The organism is Methanohalobium sp. (assembly GCF_046546175.1).
Classification (GTDB): domain Archaea; phylum Halobacteriota; class Methanosarcinia; order Methanosarcinales; family Methanosarcinaceae; genus Methanohalobium.
In genome coordinates this window covers 1-17859 of sequence record NZ_JBKGYF010000004.1, presented here as the reverse complement: position 1 = coordinate 17859, position 17859 = coordinate 1, and the positions used below count along the sequence as shown (strand labels likewise).

Sequence of the window (17859 nt, the reverse complement as noted above, 5' to 3'; positions counted from 1 at the left end):
ACATGCTTGATATACAGGATTTGAGTTACCAGTATGAAGAAAACAATGATGAACACGTACTGGACAACATAAATTTGCAGATTCAAAAGGGTGAGTTTGTTTCGATTGTAGGAGAAAACGGATGCGGTAAATCCACCCTTATACAGCATCTGAACGCTTTGCTTGTTCCTACAAAAGGAACTGTTCAAATTAAGGGTATGGACACAAAAAAACCATCCAATATCTGGAAAATAAGGCAAATGGTAGGGATGGTATTCCAGAATCCCCATTCACAGTTTATAGGTACAACAGTTCAGGAAGATGTTGCTTTCGGACCTGAAAATCTGGCGCTACCCGGTTATGAAATTCGAAAACGGGTAGATTATGCACTGTCACAAGTTGATATGTTAAAATTCAAAGAACACAATCCAATGTCACTTAGCGGTGGTCAGAAACAATGTGTTGCCATTGCAGGTGTACTTGCCATGAATCCAGAATACATTGTTTTTGATGAAGTTACATCCATGCTTGATAATAGAGCACAACAAATAATCCTGGATATTATAAAACAGCTTCAAAAAAACGGAATAACGATTATCTATGTCACACACCGAATGGAAGAAGCCATTAATTCTGACCGGATAATTGTTATGTCCAAAGGTAAAATCATGTATGATGATGATCCTCAAACTGTTTTAAAAGATCCATCACTTCCAGAATCAGGTATTGAAGTCCCACCAATAATCAAACTCGCTAATAAATTGAACAGAGATGGTATTTTAAAAACGAATACTGCTGGTAAATTACCACTTTCGAGTAGAGAACTGCTGGAGGATTTATGTCAATCGATGTAAAAGGTGTAAATTTTTCATACAACAAAAACACATCACATGAAAATCATGTCCTCAAAAACATAAATTTGACTATAGATAAAAACGAATTCGTGGGTATAACAGGAGAAATCGGTTCCGGCAAATCAACCATGGTTAAATTGTTCAATGGATTGTTTATTCCTGATACTGGAAAAGTAAGTGTTGAGGGTTTGGATGCTGCCGACAAAAAAGTTAGAAGAAAAGTTGGGTTGCTTTTCCAGAATCCACATGACCAATTGTTTGCAAAAACCGTGTTCGAGGATGTAGCTTTTGCTCCTTCCAACTTTGGAATTACAGGTGATGAACTGACCGAACGTGTATATGAATCCCTTCAACTTGTCGGAATTGATAAAAAACTTGCGGACATCTCCCCTTTTAAATTAAGCGGCGGGGAGATGCGCAGAGTTGCCCTTGCAGGAATACTGGCAATGAAACCTGAATATCTGATTCTGGATGAACCTACATCAGGAGTGGACATTAAAGGTAAGATTGAACTCTACAATAATCTGGAAAAAATACATGAAAATGGAACATGTATTATCATGATCACCCATCAGATAGATGACTTATTTCCTGTTGCAAATAAAATTGTACTGATGAATCAGGGAAGAATTGTATTTACCGGCACATCTGATGAATATCTGGATAGTATTGACTTTCCTGCTCCTGAAATTACAATCCTGATGCGAGAACTTCAAAAGCAGGGATTTGATGTACGAAGCAATGTGTCAACAGTGGATGATGCCTACAAGGAAATCAATAGAATGTGGATTAATACAGGACGCGGTAAATGATGTACGATTTCTTTTTCAATTATGTTCCTGGAAATTCACCAATTCATAAACTTGACCCGAGAACAAAATTAATTGTTGTTATGGTTGTCAGCATATTCATATTCAATACTGAAACTTTTTTTGAGCTGGGAATAATTGCAGGTTTCTTTTCGTTGACAGCATTTATCTCAGGGATTAATTACAGAATATTTCTGAACACTTTGCGTCCCATGTCCATATTTTTCATTTTCCTGTTCATTATCCAACTGTTTTTAAGTGAAGGTGTACCGATTATTACACTTGGATTTGTACATCCCACTTATGAAGGTCTTGAAACCGGGTTACAGATTACAACACGGTTTATCCTTTTGATTCTTGTCGCCTCACTGCTTACTGCAACAACTCGGCCGGAACTGATCACCAATGGTATTGAAAGGTTACTCCGACCGCTTCCTTTGAGGGTTTTGAGGGTTTCATCGTTTGACCTTGCCACTATGATGTCCCTGTCTATCCGATTTATTCCTCTTCTGTTTGACAATGCAAAAAAAATACAATACTTACAGGTGTCACGGGGAATGGATTTCAAACATAATATCTTCAAAAGCTTTTCTTCAATAGCTGTTCCTGTGATAATGAGCACAAAGCGTACTGCTCAGGGTATAGCTATAGCAATGGGGAGTCGATGTTATCAGGGAAAATATCGCACCTCTTTGTTCGAGCTTGAAATGAAAAAAGCAGACTGGATTGTACTTTCCGGTATTTGTGTATCGGTTATATTTTATCTGATTCTGGCATAAACCTCATATCTATATAAAGGTTAGAATTTTATATATGAACAGATGTTCAAATATTCATGGATACTAATAGGGTATGCAAGCGTTTGGATGAAACATTATTGGAAGAGATGAAAATATCCATACCCTGTTATAATACCGTTTCCAGAATGTCCAGAGTATTTCAGGCTCTACAATCTACAACCCGACTAAAAATCCTATTTTTATTATCCAGAAAAGACATGTGTGTCTGTGAAATGGTCTATACACTTGGAATGACCCAATCTGCCATATCTCACAGTCTCAGAGTTTTGAATCATCTTGGCCTTGTCAGTGTGAGTAAAAAAGGTAAATTTGCAGTATATTCCATTGCAGATGAACATGTTATAACTCTTGTCGATATGTGCCTAGAGCATGTTACGGAGCAGTAAATATGGATTGGATCATTATATATACCTATATTCTGGGTATACTGTCCGAGTCATGGAATATTTTTGAAGAGGCTGCACCTTATATATTCCTTGGTTTTGGAGTTGCAGCTGTCATTCATATATTTATATCTGACAAAAAAATTGTAGACTATCTGGGAGCATCTGCAGGAAAGTACAGGTCAGTATTCAATGCATCACTTGCAGGGATTCCTCTGCCCTTATGTTCATGCGGAGTTATTCCTACAGCCATCTCATTAAAAAAACGGGGCGCTACAAAGGGTGCAACACTGTCATTTTTAATTTCAACACCTGAAACCGGTGTAGATTCCATTGCAATTACCTATGCTTTAATTGATCCCATAATGACAGTATTTAGACCGGTTGCCACATTCATCACTGCATTAAGTGCAGGAATCGCAAATAATATTGTTCTAAAAGATAAGGTTCCGCTTCGTTCGGTATTATCCTCAGAATCATCCAGCTGCACCTGTGGTTCATGTGAGTTAGAAAATGATATTTCGGAAAAAAAGATGTCAAGACGTTTTATAGAGGGGTTCAAATACTCTTTTATCGAACTTCTTGGTGACATTTCAAAATGGCTCATACTAGGGATTTTCTTTGCTGGTATGATATCGTATGCTGTGCCTGAAAACTGGATTCAGATATATCTTGGTGGTGGGATACATTCCATGCTTATAATGCTTTTTATCGGCATACCACTGTATATATGTGCCAGTGCATCAACTCCACTTGCAGCAGCACTTATTGCAAAGGGCACAAGTCCTGGGACAGCTTTTGTATTTCTGCTTGCGGGACCTGCTACCAATATGGCTACATTGACCATGGTTACCCGGTATCTTGGCAAAATTACCGCTTCCATCTACCTGCTAATAATTGGCATATGTTCACTCGGATTCGGTCTCATCCTTGACCTGATATATTTCAAACTTGGAATTGAAGCAATAGCTGTAGTGGGAAAAACGAGTGAAATACTTCCAGCAGAAGTAAAAATATTTTTCTCCCTCCTTATGCTACCGATTATAGCCTATGGTATGTATCATGAGTTTAATGAATGAATACAGTCAGAATGAGTTATATATACGATGATGATGATACTGTTTAACAACGTTTACCCATGAAATTAAAAATCATATGTTTATGAGGGCTTATATGGATGAGAATAAAGAAAAAAACGGCAGAGAAAAATTAACTAAAAGCAAAAAGGAACGCATGCTTGCTGGTGTTTGCGGTGGGATTGCGGAATATTTCGATGTTGACCCTACACTTATAAGGGTTGCCTTTGTAATTCTTGCGCTGGCAAATGGTCTTGGAATATTGCTGTACATCATTCTTGCCATCGTCATGCCTGAGCCAAAGGATAAAGACAAGGCAACAACAGAGCAAAATACAACCGGCGAACCCGCCGCTGATGAATATAGCAAGGATGAAAGTTTTACAAAAACAAAAAGTCCAGGAAATCGAAGTCATACCGACCGTAATGTATGGCTGGGTATTATTCTAATTATTCTTGGTGTGTTTCTTATCGTGGATAGATTCAATATATTCTGGTGGCTTGGATGGGATGTCCTCTGGCCAAGTATCTTGATTTTGATTGGATTATGGATACTTGTCAGAATAAGGAGATAAACAATGGCACATAAATCCGGAATTCTCAGCACAACAATTTTGATTGCAATCGGTATTCTGCTTTTGCTCAATAATCTGCAATATCTTCCGGACGGATTCTGGCACACATTATGGAACTTCTGGCCAGTTGTTCTTATAATTATAGGACTGGATGTGCTGGCAGGACAGAGCCGTTCAAAACTTGCTACTATTTTGACAATAGTTCTTGGATTAGCTGTCATAATCGGTACTATTGGATTTGTCTGGTCAAATGCTGAATCTGATGATAAAATAAACAATTTAGATACAAAAAGTAGTGCTGCAAACAGGAATATGGAAGGCATGGATTATTTTTTCAGGGACATGAGCCGTTCCAATCTAAGTCATACAAACCTTAAGGGTTCGAACATATTCTTTGTGGATTTGAGTAATTCCAACCTGGGGAATGAACAGTTAAACGGAGCCAATATATTGTTTGCAGACCTTAGCAATTGTAATTTTGAGGATACAGATATAAACGGTGCCAATATCCTTTTTGTAGAGCTGAGCGGTACAGACATATCCAATGCGAAAAATTTCAAAAATGCTAATATACTCTTTACTGGTTAACCTAATAGCTAATAATTGAAGGTTAATCACCATCTAAAGCGGATTTAATATGGATATAGATTATTCAGATAAAGGTATCTACTGTCTTGTTTTTAAAAATTATTCATGTGAAGTAAAAATTGGGAAACTGGGCAACATATCATTTAAAAAAGGCTATCATATATACATAGGGTCTGCACTTGGATCCGGTGGTCTGAAACGGGTTAAAAGACATATCAGTCTATCAGAAAATAAGGATAAAAAACCCAGATGGCATATAGATTATCTGCATCTCAATCATAATTTCAAATTAATTGCAACTGTATGTGCAGCAACAAATGAAAGGTATGAATGTTTGCTTGCTCAAAAATTTATTCAAAAGAATAATAGAGTCTATATACCAAATTTTGGATGTAGCGACTGTTCGTGCTCATCTCATCTGTATTACAGAAAGCAATATCCAATGATTGAAATAAAACAGTTTTTTATAGAATCCGGACTTGAACCCCACTTAAACCATTTGGATTAATCTGAGTAACACATAATTAGCAAAAATTTACATTCAAACATCAAAGTAAAATATATCCCGGAAAATATTCTTCAAAATAATTGTCATAAAAGGGTATAATAAAAATGGAATGGATATACCTTTTCGTTGCTGCTGTCTTTGAAATTGGATGGGCAGTATCCCTAAAATACACCGAAGGATTCAGCAAACTCTATCCCACCATAGTGATGATAATGTTCATGGTTTTGAGTTTCTATTTCCTGTCCCAAGCTGTTAAAAATCTACCCATTGGAACAGGATATGCGGTTTGGACCGGTACTGCAGTGATTGGAACTGCTATACTTGGAGTATTTTTATTTAATGAACCCTATAATATAGGGAGAATTGTTTGTATAATGTTGATAGCTACTGGAATTGTGGGACTTAAGTTTATATCAGGATGATAAGCAACTAATTCTCAAAATATTTTTTAATTAATATATTATAACTTAATATATGGGAAAATAGGAATAATGAACAATAAATTGGGATTATCTAAAGAAGAATTAGATACACTTAGAAAACCTAAAAAAATAATTGTAGCTAATATTTTGAATAAATCATTATGCAATTATAATACAATACCTGTTTTAACATTTTTACTTGTCATAAGAAAAATTGCAAAAAATTATATGTATCTATAAAAAATGCCTTTTTAATTATTGTTGCACCGTATACTCCAAATTATTTATTTAATCAAAATAAATGGGATTTTCGTAGATATGTTTTAAAAAAATTGTATCTAATAGAAAAAACATAATAAGATATGGGGAGTGATTGATATGTACATCACGTTTAGTTTGAGCACAAAATCCCGGAATGAAATAGTAGATATCACCAGTAATGTAAAAGACGCGTTAAAAGAACTCAATGCAGATAACGGAATTGCAACCATATACTGCCGTCATACAACCGCCGGCATCACAATCAATGAAAATGCTGACCCATCAGTACAGCATGACATTATCGAAACTCTTAACAGATTTATCCCTGCAAATCAGTCTTATTTCAAACATATGGAGGGCAACGCTGACAGCCATATCAAATCATCAATAGTTGGCGCGTCTGAACAGGTAATAATAGAAGACGGAAAACCTGTGCTCGGTAGATGGCAGGGTATATTCTTTACCGAATTCGATGGGGGCAGAAACAGAAAGGTGCATGTAAATTTTATCAGGGATTAAAACGCGAAAAAAATCAAACCTGTTTTAATTGACTTGCGGTTTATAACACAAAGAAAACCACTACATATTGTGATGGATGGAATATAACATCTTTAGTATCCTTGGTTTTACCCTGATAATATGGGGTGAAGATATGAACCTTTCAACGCCAATTAATTTAAGGTTTACTTTAATTAATACATATAAGCAAGAAAGATTATATACCTCAGTGTATTTGCCTTGAATAAAATAGTAGTAAAAAGGATTATCAAGAGAGGAAATGTAGTCCCGGGCGGATTCGAACCGCCGTCGCAGGCTCCAAAGGCCTGCAGGATTGACCGCTACCCAACGGGACTGCTTTGCCTTCACTCATACATACATACTAATACTTAATTGTTATGCAAAATTAGGCATATAGCCAGATGATTTTCATTATATAAAAAATATTATTTCTGGATTATAAGGCTTAGTATATCTTTATCATGCAATACGTGGTCACGCCCTGCTCTTTGACCCGGATGTTTTGCTGATGACCCCCATATCCTTGCGTATCTGAATTTCTTCTTGAAATCCCTGTGAAGTCTCTCACACACATCCCCTACGGTAGAATCTTTCCGTATAATCATGGGTTCCTGTAAATCTGCAGGTTCACCCTGTGGTTTCATATAAACTCTGATGAAATCGATTGATGAGAAAATTCCCTCTTTTACACTTTCCAGATTCATATCCCTGTCTGCAGATATCATAATCGCTTCAGGGTAATTCTGTACACAGTACTCAAGTGTACCCTCATCAGCCATGTCCACTTTATTTATTATCGGTACTCCTGGTATGTATACCCTGTTTTCAAGAACCGCATCTATAAGCTGGTCTACAGTTATATTTTCCCTGATTAAAACATGTGCATTATGGATTTTGTATTCACCAAGAACTGCTTTTATAGTATCAACCGAAAGGCTATCAAGATCGACCGTGCTGTCTACAATTATACCACCACGATCCATTCTCTTTATTGTTACATCTGGTGGATTCTCGTTAATACGGACACCGGCATCATACAGTTCCTGCTTCAATACATCATACTGAGAGGTCTGGAACACATCCAGAACGAAAACTACAAGGTGTGAATTTCTGATTACCGATATTACTTCTTTTCCTCGTCCTCTACCTGAGGCTGCTCCCTTTACAAGCCCTGGTACATCCAGCATCTGGATTTTTGCACTTTTATATTCCAGAACACCGGGTATTACCTCAAGTGTTGTGAACTCATACTCAGCCACCTCGGATTGTGCTCCTGTTAGTTTGTTTAAAAGGGTAGATTTTCCCACTGAAGGGAAACCAACCAGTGATACGGTAGCATCACCTGAGCGTTTTACGGAATATCCTCCACCTTTGGATTTACTGGACTCCTTTCTTTCAGCTTCATCTCTTAGACGTGCAAGTTTTGCTTTTAATCGCCCTATATGATGGGATGTTGCTTTGTTATATGGGGTATTCTTTATTTCTTCCTGTACTTCTTTTATCTCTTCCTGTATACTCATTTTGTACCCCGACGTTGCTCCAAAAAATAAAATTGTTTTCCTGATAGAGGTTAATTGAAAAAGCGCATTGTTAATGTATTAATTCTAATTTATAAAACTGATGATTCAAAAATTAATTATTTCACCAGTCCTCTCATAAATTGATATCCCTGGTGGGAGATTATCAGCAAATTGTTTTGATGAAAGACAGGATAATAATGTTCTAACTTCAGGAATATCTATTATATCCCTTCGAATTAAAAAATCAAATTCTTCATCAGATGTTTTGATGAATTTCAATCCGAACTGTTCAGCTATTGCCCGGATACCAAATCCCACATCTGCAAATCCTTCACCGACAGCATTACATACTGCATGGTGACTTTTTGCTCCACTGTTATATCCAGTTATAGATTTTTTTAAATCATTAAAAAGCATCCCTTTTTCATCAGCAAATCGTTTAAGATTCAAATCCAGTAAACTCCGTGTACCGGAACCTCTATTGCGGTTGATAAACCGTTTGTCCAGTATGTCATCCGTTCCTGAAATATCACTGTCCTGCCGGACTATCAATCCCTGTTCCCTTATGTAGCCTTTGATAAGTACAACATCGGATAATTTCATTTTCTCAATAACAGGTATATTATAATTTCCTGAATCATCAGGCATGTTCACCCCTGCAATATCAGAAACACCTGTAGAAATTGAACTGAAACCCCCGGTTGACCCGGTATTTAAGACCCTGAAATTAAACCCTGTGAATTTCTCAAGTAATACAGTTCCAGGACAATATCCGCCCGTAAACATTAGGTCAGGTTCATCCATATTTCCAAAAAGTGTTACTTCCACAGGTGTACCGGGAGCTAGAAATTCAGTTTCTGCTGAGATTTCTATAAAACCGTCTGCATCAGCAAGTGTTGTTATTGCTCCTGAACCTTTATCTGCAGGGTAAACCTTTCCACGTACCAAACCTACCGGGAGGTACTGATGTCTGCCCGGTGACTTTATACCAGAACCAATAACCGCAGAAACAGTTGTCCTGTATCCGGAATTGCAACTTGTATCCAATCTGTTCCGAACTAAGGGTGCAACGAACTCATTGAAAATGGTCAGTGCTGATGTGGGGTTCCCGGGAAGTCCAATCGTTGGCACATCATTAATCAAACCGGCTACAACTGGTTTACCGGGTTTGATATTGATACCGTGGAACAATGTTTTGCCTTTTTCATCAATAATCTTATACATAATATCTCCTGCACCTGCAGAAGTGCTTCCAGAGGTCAGAACCATATCACATTCATTTACTGCTTTATTTATTGCATCTATCATTGCATTTTCATCATCAGTGACTATTCCATATATCACCGGTGTTGCACCGCATTCTTTAATACTGGCAGAAAGGGCATAGGAATTTGTATCATAGATCATCCCAAAACCCAAAGATTTACCCGGTGTGACCAGTTCATTTCCTGTCGAGATTATGCCAATTTTTATGGTGTTAACATCGATTTCACGTTTACCTGTTGCTGAAAGAACACCTATTTCACGAGAACCTATCTTTGTGTTTTTGCGAAGTATCTGTTCTCCCCTCAGGATATCCGATCCTCTGGACATGATATTCTCACCGGTATGTACAGGTCTGTAAACTAATATAGTATCATCTACTTCCTTTGTATCCTCTACCATCACCACTGCATCTGCACCATCAGGAATTGGTGCACCAGTGGCTATCGCAACTGATTCACCTTTTTTTAGTACATAGCTTTCAGAACAGCCGGCACTTATTGAACCGATGACATGCAAACCCAATGGTTCGGTTTCACATGCCTGATAGGTATCTTCGGCATGGACAGCATACCCATCCATAATTGATCTATCGAATGAGGGTACATTAATATCTGAAATTATATCCTCTGCTATCCTATATCCCAGAGCACCTTCTACTGGAAGAGAGATTGTGGATAGCATTACATGAATACTATTTATAATCCTGCGTGCTTCTTCTGCAGGTATCAATGTCCTGAATTCTTTATGTGTCATGATATTTCAGAAAAACAACAATAACTGTATTTAAACCTCAACCTGATTTTCAGGGTAGATTGGTGTACCATTTGATCTTGTGACTTCTTTAAAAGCCTCAATAACTTCGTTGGTTATTGGACCGGGTTTTCCGTTACCTATACTGCGCCCATCTATCTGAATAATAGGTGCTGCCTCAGCTGCTGTACCTGTTACAAATACTTCATCAGCTGTATACAAATCAAACAATCCCATATGCTGTTCATGGACTTCATAACCTATGTCCTTCAAAATCTCAATTGCAACCGCTCTTGTTATACCTTTGAGATTGTTGATGGTTGGTGGTGTGTAAACATTACCACTGTTAATTATGAATATATTGTCACCTGAACCTTCGGAAAGGTATCCATTATTATCCAGGAATATAGCTTCATCTCCACCTTTGTTGTTGGCTTCAACTTTAGCTAATATATTATTGAGGTAATTCATGGATTTTATGTTCGGGGACAGTGCATCAGGAGCGTTTCTGCGGGTTGTAACCGTTACTGCAGTCAATCCCACCTCGTACAGGTCTCCATAGAGAGCATCCCATTGCTGGGTTATAATGAATACATTCGGTTTTGGACATTTTCGTGGATCAAGTCCAAGGTCACCTACACCTCTTGATACAATCGGACGGATATAAGCATCCATAAGATTGTTTTTTCTAAGGGTTTGAAGGATTGCCTCTTTCATTTCGTCCTTTGTCAAAGGGATGTCCAGCACAATCGCCTTTGCAGAATCATATAACCTGTCTATATGCTCATCCAGTTTGAACACCCGACCGTTATAGGCTCTGATACCTTCAAAAACACCATCTCCATAAAGAAATCCATGGTCATAGATAGATGTTGTTGCCTGGGATTTTGGAACAAACTCTCCGTTAGAATAAATCAATAAATCGCTCATCTGTTTAAGCCTCGTCCAATGCTATTTTATATTATTTATATCATTTTTGATATTTTCAATGCTATATATGTATATTTGCAAAATTCACTAATACTAATAATTGGTTTTGGTCTACAATAGAATAATCAACAAAAAACCTTTTATGTACAAACAACAATTGGGTATCTCTGCTACTCGTGGCATGTGGTCCCGTGGCTTAGCCAGGATATAGCACCGGGCTTCTAACCCGGAGGTCGTGGGTTCAAATCCCACCGGGTCCGTCATACTTTTCTGTTAAAATTTGGATTCAGGGGTTAGCATAGACTTTTCTGACATTCTGCCAACACATTTAATATACTCGATGATGACTACAATAGTGCTATTTTACAAATAGATTTACATAGGGAGTGTGAATTCCATTGGGCAATTCAAAAGAAAATGAAAACTATAAAGTAAGGTCTTTATATCTGAATCCTGGTGAAAAAACCAGAACAATACAACTTGTAGATACTGATATAGTAGGACCTGTAGACTGGGGACTGAAGAATCATTTTGATTACAGAAGTTATGAATATCCATCATACAGTAAAAACAATGTATTATGCTTTGGTATGGGAAAACTGGCAGGTAGCAAGCTTCCTGGCACCCAGAGATTGATATTCTCCTTCCGCTCACCTCTTTGGGGAGGTTTTTTTATTTCTGCCATGGGTGGTGCAGCTCATGTTTTTAAAGGTGTGGGTGTCGATTATGTCACCATAGAAGGTCGATCAGATACCCCTACTATAATTTTACTTAAAGGTAAAAAAGGAGGAGACGTAGATGTAGAATTCCATGAAATTTTAGAAAATGAATTACTGGACATCTATAAAGACTACAATGGTGAAGAAGGGGTATATGCATTATCAAAATACCTGATGGATAAGTTTTCATCCAGATTTAATAAGAATTACAGATGTATGGTCGTTGGACCTAGTTCACTGTACTCCAATATGGGTGCAACATTTTCTGCCACTCTAAAGAACAATAAAATGGTTGAAGGTTCAGAAGAATGGGCAGGCAGAGGAGGAAGCGGATCTGTACTGTACCAGGCACATGGTGTCGTTGGCATCGTTTTTGGTGGTGAAATCGAAAGAAAATTTCCTGGTTTTAATCTATCAGATGCGGATAATGTCAAAGATATACTTAACAAATACTACAATGAATCCTATATAAAGGTCATCAAACGAAAAACCACCAAATACAGATATAATCCTAAAATCGGAAGTGGGGGTACATTTGGTTCCAATATACATTGTCTGGGAGAATTCATACCATTGATGAACTGGAAAATGATTTACATGCCCCGTGATGAGAGAATCAGTATCCATAATGAATTGATGGATAAATACTGGAAACCTTTCAATAAAGAATCCATGGAACCAAGAAACTGGACTACCTGTGGTGAACCCTGTCCTGTGGTATGTAAAAAGCACAGAGACGGACAACATGTTGATTATGAACCTTATGAAGCAGGTGGGCCTCTTGCAGGCTCGTATGAAATCCATAAAACAGATACATCTATCCATAAAATTGATTCAATGGGATTTGACGCCATAGAATTTGGAAACCTTTCAGCATGGATATTAGAATTGATATCAGAAGGATTGCTATCAAACGAAGAACTCAGTTTATCCCATGAACCCAAATTTGATATGGAAAATTTTGATTTTGATAAGGATTCAGAAATCAATGCCAATCTGGTTGCAGAACTTGCTGAAAGTGTAGCCTATGGAAAAACCGAGGTTTGCAAAATTTTAAGACTGGGACAAAGGAAAGCCGCCAGAAGATTTGATGAGATGTTTAAAAATCGGCTGGATAACCACCGTTCTGGATATACCAGTTACAGGGATTTTGCTGTATACGTTCCCTTTGGAGATGAAGGTGGGATTGCACCTACCATGTACTGGGCTGTCGGGAATTTTGTACCTGTTCCGATACAGGGTAAATATCTCACCTACTACCAGTTCGGATTTTTTGAACCAGAGATGCTGGCTGGGGAATGCCTGAATAAAGCTGTTAAAGAACTTTATTCTGAAAATACTGGAATGTGCAGATTCCACAGGAACTGGGCAACTGAAATAATCCCGATGTTGTTGAAAAAAGCGTGGGGTATTGATATTGATGATAACCACAACAGAGAGATTCTGAAAAAAATGATTGAATACGACAAAAAATCCGGTATAAAACCTTCATTCTGGGACAGTCAGAGGGTTATTGATGTGGTTGCCTATAGCGCGAAAGAGTTTGGTAACGAAAAATGGTGGGAAAAATTCGAAAAAGACAAAGAAGGTGCTGCCAGAGAATACTGGAGCTCATTTTTGAGATCCTATGAAGAAAAGCTGGATACAGAATGGGATTATGGTTACCAGATTGAAAGGGGGATGCTACAGTGAAGTAGTTGCATTTAATGGAAGTCCGAGAAAAGATGGAAATACATTCAAACTCATCAGATATATTTTTGATGAACTGGAAAAAGAAAACATCGATACAGAATTAGTGCATATTGGTGGTCAAAGGATACAGGGATGTACTGCCTGTATGAAATGTTTTGATAACAGAGACAAATAATGTATTATCAACGACGATATAGTAAATGATTGCATCGAAAAGATGGATTTGGCAGACGGAATAATCCTGGCTTCTCCTACATATTTTGCTGATGTTACTACCGAAATGAAAGCATTGATTGACCGCGCAGGTTTTGTGGCAGGCAAATGATGATATCTTCAAACGTAAAATTGGTGCTGCAGTAGTGGTTGCTCGCAGAGCAGGTTCAATTCATGTATACGATACCATAAATCATTTCTTCATTATCAATCAGATGATTATTCCGGGTGCAGACTGCTGGAGAATAGGTATTGGATTGAACAAAAGAGATGTGGAATCTGATGAAGAAGCAAAGCAGACCATGAAAACACTGGGACATAATATGGCCTAGGTACTTAAAAAGTTGAACAAGTAATTATATCGATGTTAGTAACTAGCGTTTATCTAAAACCATGTAGTCCTTTAAATCTCTGATTTAAAGTATTTACTGATTCATTTTTACCTAATGGAAAGATATAATGAAGGATAGTGAATTCACCACCCTCCTGTTACAGGATTATTTTTATCGTATTTTTCAGCTATTGATAAAGCTATAGAGAATGCTAAATCCTTTTTATCTTCTTCGAATACTTCTTCATCTCCTGTAATCCTGTTAACGAGTCTAGAAGTCCCATCCGTATATGAGATGAGTTCCGCTGCTGGTTTACTTCCGAATCGATGTATTTTACCTACTTTTTTATTATAAGGTACCTGTAATTGTTCAGCTAACATTTTAATCACTTGACATTATTTTTATTAAGGATAACCCTAGCTCCAAGCAAATGATGGTATATTAAATTTTTCCTAAGCGTTCATTGAATAAAAAACCGTTATAACAACCTGTAATGGGAATATTAAGATTTACTTGGTTATTCGATATAGTAAGGAGATAAGAAAACCGTTAAAAAGTATAGTAATCAAATATTATGATTTAAAAGGGAAAAATGAAATTAGAAACGGCCACAAATAATATTTAATCGAAAAGTGTTAATAAAAATATAGACAGGTGAGATTATTTATCTCCCAGCCACTCATTTACTTTTTCGGGATTATTGTCAATCCAATTTTGGGAAGCATTTTCAGGGCTCATACCTTTTTCTATACCAAGCATCATAGACTCTATTTCTGATATATCCATTTTTGACCTTGTTGCCATATCATACACTTCTGGATAATCCTCTCCGAAATCTTCTCTTGCAATCATGGTGATATTGTCACTTTCACCATAGACATCCTTTGAATCTTCAAGATATTTAAGATCAACACCATATTCCTGTTGCATACGGCTAAAAGACCAATGTGGATTCCAGAGAGTTACAACAATCCATTCCTCTTCCTTTACAGCATCACCAAGTTCAGTGGCCATTCCAACTGTACTGCTTGATTGCAATTCATAATCAAGGTTGTATTCATCAATTGCATTTTCGGTCTGTTTCATGATACCTGCACCAGGCTCAATACCCTGGATTTTTCCATCGAACTCATCTTTGTGTTCATTCAATTCTTCAATAGAATCAACCGGTATATAGGATGGGACTACAAGTCCTGTTCTGGCACCTGTTGAAAGATTATTAACCATTATCAGGTCTTCATTGTGTCTATCCCAGTAGTTACCCTGGGTACCCGGCAACCATGCACTTACATAAAAATCGAGATTTCCGTCAGCTAATCCCTGATAGACACCACCAAGGTCACCATAAACAAGTTCTACTTCATACCCTTTAGATTCTAATATATGTTTGAATACATTGGATGTTGCTCGACCATCATCCCATGTAGTTGAACCCAATTTTATTGATTTGGTTTCTTCGGATGTAGTTTCGTTATTATCCGGTGATTGTTCGCCATCCTGTTGCATGCAACCTGCCACAGCAAGAGAAAGTACAAGTAACAGACATGTTATAAATAAGGATAGTGTTTTTCTGTTAATTTTCATAGATATCACTACATACAATATGCTAGCGGTTTTAGTAATTTCAGCCATTTGGCATCATCAATTCTATATAGTATATATAGACATTAAACGTTTTAATTGTATTGGTTGCTAATATAAAAAATTATTGATGATAAAAAATATTTAAATTTTGATTGGATTCATTGCCAGGATTTGTATTTTATCTAAACGTTTTAATGGAAAACTATATCAGTACCAGACTCTAATAATTTCATAAAACCTATAAAAGGATACAAAGTCTAAAATGTCTGACCGAAGAGCATCAATAACCGATGGATGAGAATGGAAATCAGTAAAATAAACAATGGTATTGTAACTTCGCGAAAACCCCTCTTACAATTATTAAAAGAAGATAAACCATCTTCTAAGACAAAAGATGGCAGAAAATATATTTTCAAAAAAGAGACCATTAAAGAGCTTGGAAAAAACTGCCTGAAAACATACAGGAGAGGTTAAAAATTCCAATTTTGTTCTTCTTTGATATGCAGTTAGAAGATAGCTGTTATTTAAATGATAAAGATGCTCTTGAAGACGATTGGGATTTCAATACGAGAAAACTGTTGAAAGACATGTTGAAAGACGAAAAATTCGAACCTGTATTGATTCAGCATCTAAAAGAACTTGGAGATTTTGAAGAACAGTGCGAAATTGCTGAAATCATTTATGAGATTGGAAACACATCTTTTAGTGAGATATTGCAGTATATGAACAGTGATGAATCTGTAGAAATGCCTGATAATCCTGATCGTTTGAATTCAGAACTGCTTGAGATAGCAGTGTCTAGGATATATGAGGAAGAGGGATATCATGTTGAGAAAACGAAGAAAACGAGAAAAACCAAAAGCAAAGACCAAGGAGCTGATTTGATTTTGACATTATATGGCAACGAGCGTCTTGCTGTACAGACAAAATTCTCAACTGAAACTAACATCGGAAACAGTGCAGTACAAGAAGTCGTCGCATCGATGAAGTATTATCTATGCAACACATCAATGGTAGTAACAAATTCGTATTTCACTACAGAAGCAATCGAACTGGCAGATGCTAATGAGGTGAAGTTGATTGACAGAGAACAACTCAAAGATTTGTTGCTTACTTATAATCGAATCTTCAAACAAAAAAAGCATACTCAATGATTAGTTTTTTATCTAGGTACATGAATCTGTAGGCCAGTTAATCGGGGTAGATTGTGGAGGACGGTTTTAGAAAAAGCCGTTTCTCATCCACATTTTCATTTTGATGATATTATTCCAAAATTATTTCCTTATTAATTACTATAGACTTCTGATATAAACAAATTTAACTTAATCATTTCTCATTTAAGGCCAATTTTTCTTTGTTACATGAAACATCGAAAATATCAAAATAAATTTCCAATTTTATTGTTACATGAAACATCAAAAATAACTATTTTATTCTTATCTGGAATAATTCATAAACTAGATGATGAATCAAGACATTCGATCTAAATCTGGATTAACATTCACCTCATTTATAAAGTTAATCCCTCAATCTCATCAAAACCAGAAAGTTAAAATTAAACCTAGTAGGAATTGAAATAAATATATTATATTTATTTTTTGACGGGTTGTGTTTTTAGGGATTTCCAGCAAGATTTGGACATCAGTAAAAATGAAATTAGAAAATATAAAAGGATATGAGAGTTGTGAATGAAAAAATACAATATTGTCCGAATTGTCAAACAGCGATGTTTAAGCACGGTAAAAGAGCTACAAAAGGCGGACATAAACGCGTCTGGAAGTGTGATAGATGCGGTCGATGTATAACCGGCGATTACATCTACAGTTAAAACCATGGCTATCAGGGATCGAAAAGTTTTATTTCGCTATTGCAATATGGACATATTTCTGACATTGTTGTTAAAATCAGACCTAGAAGGGATTGAAATAGTTTTGAGTTCACAATACTGTTTAAAATCTTTCCTTGGTTAGAACTAGCTCTATTTATCTAAGTTAACCTTTCTCAAAAAATTATGATTTTTATGTGATTTTAAAATGAATAGCCATATTCGAGGGATTATAAAAAATTTTAGGATGCTCCG

General features: G+C 36.6%; 21 protein-coding genes, 2 tRNA genes and 1 pseudogene. 18 read left to right on the top strand and 6 right to left on the bottom strand.

Annotation, left to right across the window (positions count from 1 at the left end):
- Window positions 1-2 precede the first annotated feature (2 nt).
- The 11 genes from ACLFMM_RS00930 to ACLFMM_RS00880 all read left to right on the top strand — a co-directional run bounded on the left by ACLFMM_RS00930 (window position 3) and on the right by ACLFMM_RS00880 (window position 6773).
- Complete coding sequence (locus tag ACLFMM_RS00930; protein ID WP_410806839.1) at window positions 3-833, top strand: energy-coupling factor transporter ATPase; 831 nt, start codon at window positions 3-5, stop codon at window positions 831-833.
- Entirely contained in the window at window positions 818-1645 is an 828-nt protein-coding gene (locus tag ACLFMM_RS00925) for an ATP-binding cassette domain-containing protein (protein WP_410806838.1), read from the top strand. Before ACLFMM_RS00930 ends, ACLFMM_RS00925 begins: the two co-directional genes overlap by 16 nt.
- Window positions 1642-2421, top strand: coding sequence for an energy-coupling factor transporter transmembrane component T family protein (locus ACLFMM_RS00920; protein ID WP_410806837.1), 780 nt, complete (start codon window positions 1642-1644; stop codon window positions 2419-2421). Before ACLFMM_RS00925 ends, ACLFMM_RS00920 begins: the two co-directional genes overlap by 4 nt.
- Window positions 2422-2477: 56 nt before the next feature.
- Window positions 2478-2828, top strand: coding sequence for an ArsR/SmtB family transcription factor (locus tag ACLFMM_RS00915; protein WP_410806836.1), 351 nt, complete (start codon window positions 2478-2480; stop codon window positions 2826-2828).
- A gap of 2 nt (window positions 2829-2830) precedes the next feature.
- Window positions 2831-3904 carry an SO_0444 family Cu/Zn efflux transporter gene (locus ACLFMM_RS00910; protein ID WP_410806835.1) on the top strand — a complete coding sequence of 358 codons (1074 nt, stop codon included), beginning with the start codon at window positions 2831-2833 and terminating at the stop codon, window positions 3902-3904.
- A gap of 94 nt (window positions 3905-3998) precedes the next feature.
- Window positions 3999-4475: a PspC domain-containing protein gene (locus ACLFMM_RS00905; protein ID WP_410806834.1), complete on the top strand. Its 477-nt coding sequence runs from the start codon at window positions 3999-4001 to the stop codon at window positions 4473-4475.
- Window positions 4476-4478: 3 nt separating this feature from the next.
- A complete protein-coding gene (locus ACLFMM_RS00900) occupies window positions 4479-5063 on the top strand; it encodes a pentapeptide repeat-containing protein (protein ID WP_410806833.1) in 585 nt (194 codons plus the stop codon).
- 49 nt (window positions 5064-5112) lie between these two features.
- Window positions 5113-5571 (top strand): GIY-YIG nuclease family protein, encoded by a 459-nt coding sequence (locus ACLFMM_RS00895; RefSeq protein ID WP_410806832.1) that lies wholly within the window; start codon window positions 5113-5115, stop codon window positions 5569-5571.
- A 104-nt stretch (window positions 5572-5675) separates the two neighbouring features.
- Window positions 5676-5993 (top strand): DMT family transporter, encoded by a 318-nt coding sequence (locus ACLFMM_RS00890; RefSeq protein WP_410806831.1) that lies wholly within the window; start codon window positions 5676-5678, stop codon window positions 5991-5993.
- A 69-nt stretch (window positions 5994-6062) separates the two neighbouring features.
- Entirely contained in the window at window positions 6063-6233 is a 171-nt protein-coding gene (locus ACLFMM_RS00885) for a hypothetical protein (protein WP_410806830.1), read from the top strand.
- Between the two features lie 138 nt (window positions 6234-6371).
- Window positions 6372-6773, top strand: coding sequence for a secondary thiamine-phosphate synthase enzyme YjbQ (locus ACLFMM_RS00880; protein WP_410806829.1), 402 nt, complete (start codon window positions 6372-6374; stop codon window positions 6771-6773).
- A 262-nt stretch (window positions 6774-7035) separates the two neighbouring features.
- Here ACLFMM_RS00880 and ACLFMM_RS00875 read toward each other — a convergent pair.
- From ACLFMM_RS00875 to ilvE, 4 genes are all read right to left on the bottom strand, one after another.
- Window positions 7036-7108: transfer RNA gene (locus tag ACLFMM_RS00875), tRNA-Gln, on the bottom strand.
- A 90-nt stretch (window positions 7109-7198) separates the two neighbouring features.
- On the bottom strand, window positions 7199-8293 hold the full coding sequence (locus ACLFMM_RS00870; protein WP_410806828.1) for an OBG GTPase family GTP-binding protein: 1095 nt from the start codon (window positions 8291-8293) through the stop codon (window positions 7199-7201).
- Window positions 8294-8398: 105 nt separating this feature from the next.
- Window positions 8399-10312: a molybdopterin biosynthesis protein gene (locus tag ACLFMM_RS00865; protein WP_410806827.1), complete on the bottom strand. Its 1914-nt coding sequence runs from the start codon at window positions 10310-10312 to the stop codon at window positions 8399-8401.
- Between the two features lie 30 nt (window positions 10313-10342).
- A complete protein-coding gene (gene ilvE, locus ACLFMM_RS00860; protein ID WP_410806826.1) occupies window positions 10343-11239 on the bottom strand; it encodes a branched-chain-amino-acid transaminase in 897 nt (298 codons plus the stop codon).
- 185 nt (window positions 11240-11424) lie between these two features.
- Here ilvE and ACLFMM_RS00855 point away from each other — a divergent pair.
- The 4 genes and pseudogenes from ACLFMM_RS00855 (at window position 11425) to ACLFMM_RS00840 (ending at window position 14195) form a co-directional block, all read left to right on the top strand.
- A tRNA-Arg gene (locus ACLFMM_RS00855) sits at window positions 11425-11499 on the top strand.
- A gap of 138 nt (window positions 11500-11637) precedes the next feature.
- The gene (locus ACLFMM_RS00850) at window positions 11638-13650 is read left to right on the top strand and encodes an aldehyde ferredoxin oxidoreductase N-terminal domain-containing protein (protein ID WP_410806825.1); all 2013 of its coding nucleotides are present in this window, start codon (window positions 11638-11640) and stop codon (window positions 13648-13650) included.
- Window positions 13586-13975 (top strand): annotated as a pseudogene (locus ACLFMM_RS00845) (flavodoxin family protein). Before ACLFMM_RS00850 ends, ACLFMM_RS00845 begins: the two are co-directional and overlap by 65 nt.
- Entirely contained in the window at window positions 13944-14195 is a 252-nt protein-coding gene (locus ACLFMM_RS00840) for a hypothetical protein (RefSeq protein ID WP_410806824.1), read from the top strand. Before ACLFMM_RS00845 ends, ACLFMM_RS00840 begins: the two are co-directional and overlap by 32 nt.
- Window positions 14196-14338: 143 nt before the next feature.
- On the opposite strand, the gene ACLFMM_RS00835 is transcribed toward ACLFMM_RS00840, so the two are convergent.
- Together ACLFMM_RS00835 and ACLFMM_RS00830 are read right to left on the bottom strand one after the other, a co-directional pair.
- The gene (locus tag ACLFMM_RS00835; RefSeq protein WP_410806823.1) at window positions 14339-14575 is read right to left on the bottom strand and encodes a hypothetical protein; all 237 of its coding nucleotides are present in this window, start codon (window positions 14573-14575) and stop codon (window positions 14339-14341) included.
- Between the two features lie 280 nt (window positions 14576-14855).
- Window positions 14856-15827, bottom strand: coding sequence for a glycine betaine ABC transporter substrate-binding protein (locus tag ACLFMM_RS00830; protein WP_410806822.1), 972 nt, complete (start codon window positions 15825-15827; stop codon window positions 14856-14858).
- A 252-nt stretch (window positions 15828-16079) separates the two neighbouring features.
- Here ACLFMM_RS00830 and ACLFMM_RS00825 point away from each other — a divergent pair, with 252 nt between their 5' ends.
- The 3 genes from ACLFMM_RS00825 (at window position 16080) to ACLFMM_RS00815 (ending at window position 17607) form a co-directional block, all read left to right on the top strand.
- Complete coding sequence (locus tag ACLFMM_RS00825; RefSeq protein ID WP_410806821.1) at window positions 16080-16253, top strand: DUF61 family protein; 174 nt, start codon at window positions 16080-16082, stop codon at window positions 16251-16253.
- Window positions 16254-16279: 26 nt separating this feature from the next.
- Window positions 16280-16933: a restriction endonuclease gene (locus ACLFMM_RS00820; RefSeq protein ID WP_410806820.1), complete on the top strand. Its 654-nt coding sequence runs from the start codon at window positions 16280-16282 to the stop codon at window positions 16931-16933.
- A gap of 521 nt (window positions 16934-17454) precedes the next feature.
- Window positions 17455-17607: a hypothetical protein gene (locus ACLFMM_RS00815; RefSeq protein WP_410806819.1), complete on the top strand. Its 153-nt coding sequence runs from the start codon at window positions 17455-17457 to the stop codon at window positions 17605-17607.
- The last annotated feature ends 252 nt before the right edge of the window (window positions 17608-17859 follow it).

Bases quoted from the DNA above. Each gene is read 5' to 3' on its own strand.
- ACLFMM_RS00930 (WP_410806839.1), top strand. From the start codon at position 3: ATGCTTGATATACAGGATTTGAGTTACCAGTATGAAGAAAACAATGAT.
- ACLFMM_RS00925 (WP_410806838.1), top strand. From the start codon at position 818: ATGTCAATCGATGTAAAAGGTGTAAATTTTTCATACAACAAAAACACA.
- ACLFMM_RS00920 (WP_410806837.1), top strand. From the start codon at position 1,642: ATGATGTACGATTTCTTTTTCAATTATGTTCCTGGAAATTCACCAATT.
- ACLFMM_RS00915 (WP_410806836.1), top strand. From the start codon at position 2,478: ATGGATACTAATAGGGTATGCAAGCGTTTGGATGAAACATTATTGGAA.
- ACLFMM_RS00910 (WP_410806835.1), top strand. From the start codon at position 2,831: ATGGATTGGATCATTATATATACCTATATTCTGGGTATACTGTCCGAG.
- ACLFMM_RS00905 (WP_410806834.1), top strand. From the start codon at position 3,999: ATGGATGAGAATAAAGAAAAAAACGGCAGAGAAAAATTAACTAAAAGC.
- ACLFMM_RS00900 (WP_410806833.1), top strand. From the start codon at position 4,479: ATGGCACATAAATCCGGAATTCTCAGCACAACAATTTTGATTGCAATC.
- ACLFMM_RS00895 (WP_410806832.1), top strand. From the start codon at position 5,113: ATGGATATAGATTATTCAGATAAAGGTATCTACTGTCTTGTTTTTAAA.
- ACLFMM_RS00890 (WP_410806831.1), top strand. From the start codon at position 5,676: ATGGAATGGATATACCTTTTCGTTGCTGCTGTCTTTGAAATTGGATGG.
- ACLFMM_RS00885 (WP_410806830.1), top strand. From the start codon at position 6,063: ATGAACAATAAATTGGGATTATCTAAAGAAGAATTAGATACACTTAGA.
- ACLFMM_RS00880 (WP_410806829.1), top strand. From the start codon at position 6,372: ATGTACATCACGTTTAGTTTGAGCACAAAATCCCGGAATGAAATAGTA.
- ACLFMM_RS00870 (WP_410806828.1), bottom strand. From the start codon at position 8,293: ATGAGTATACAGGAAGAGATAAAAGAAGTACAGGAAGAAATAAAGAAT.
- ACLFMM_RS00865 (WP_410806827.1), bottom strand. From the start codon at position 10,312: ATGACACATAAAGAATTCAGGACATTGATACCTGCAGAAGAAGCACGC.
- ilvE (WP_410806826.1), bottom strand. From the start codon at position 11,239: ATGAGCGATTTATTGATTTATTCTAACGGAGAGTTTGTTCCAAAATCC.
- ACLFMM_RS00835 (WP_410806823.1), bottom strand. From the start codon at position 14,575: ATGTTAGCTGAACAATTACAGGTACCTTATAATAAAAAAGTAGGTAAA.
- ACLFMM_RS00830 (WP_410806822.1), bottom strand. From the start codon at position 15,827: ATGGCTGAAATTACTAAAACCGCTAGCATATTGTATGTAGTGATATCT.
- ACLFMM_RS00825 (WP_410806821.1), top strand. From the start codon at position 16,080: ATGGAAATCAGTAAAATAAACAATGGTATTGTAACTTCGCGAAAACCC.
- ACLFMM_RS00820 (WP_410806820.1), top strand. From the start codon at position 16,280: ATGCAGTTAGAAGATAGCTGTTATTTAAATGATAAAGATGCTCTTGAA.
- ACLFMM_RS00815 (WP_410806819.1), top strand. From the start codon at position 17,455: ATGAGAGTTGTGAATGAAAAAATACAATATTGTCCGAATTGTCAAACA.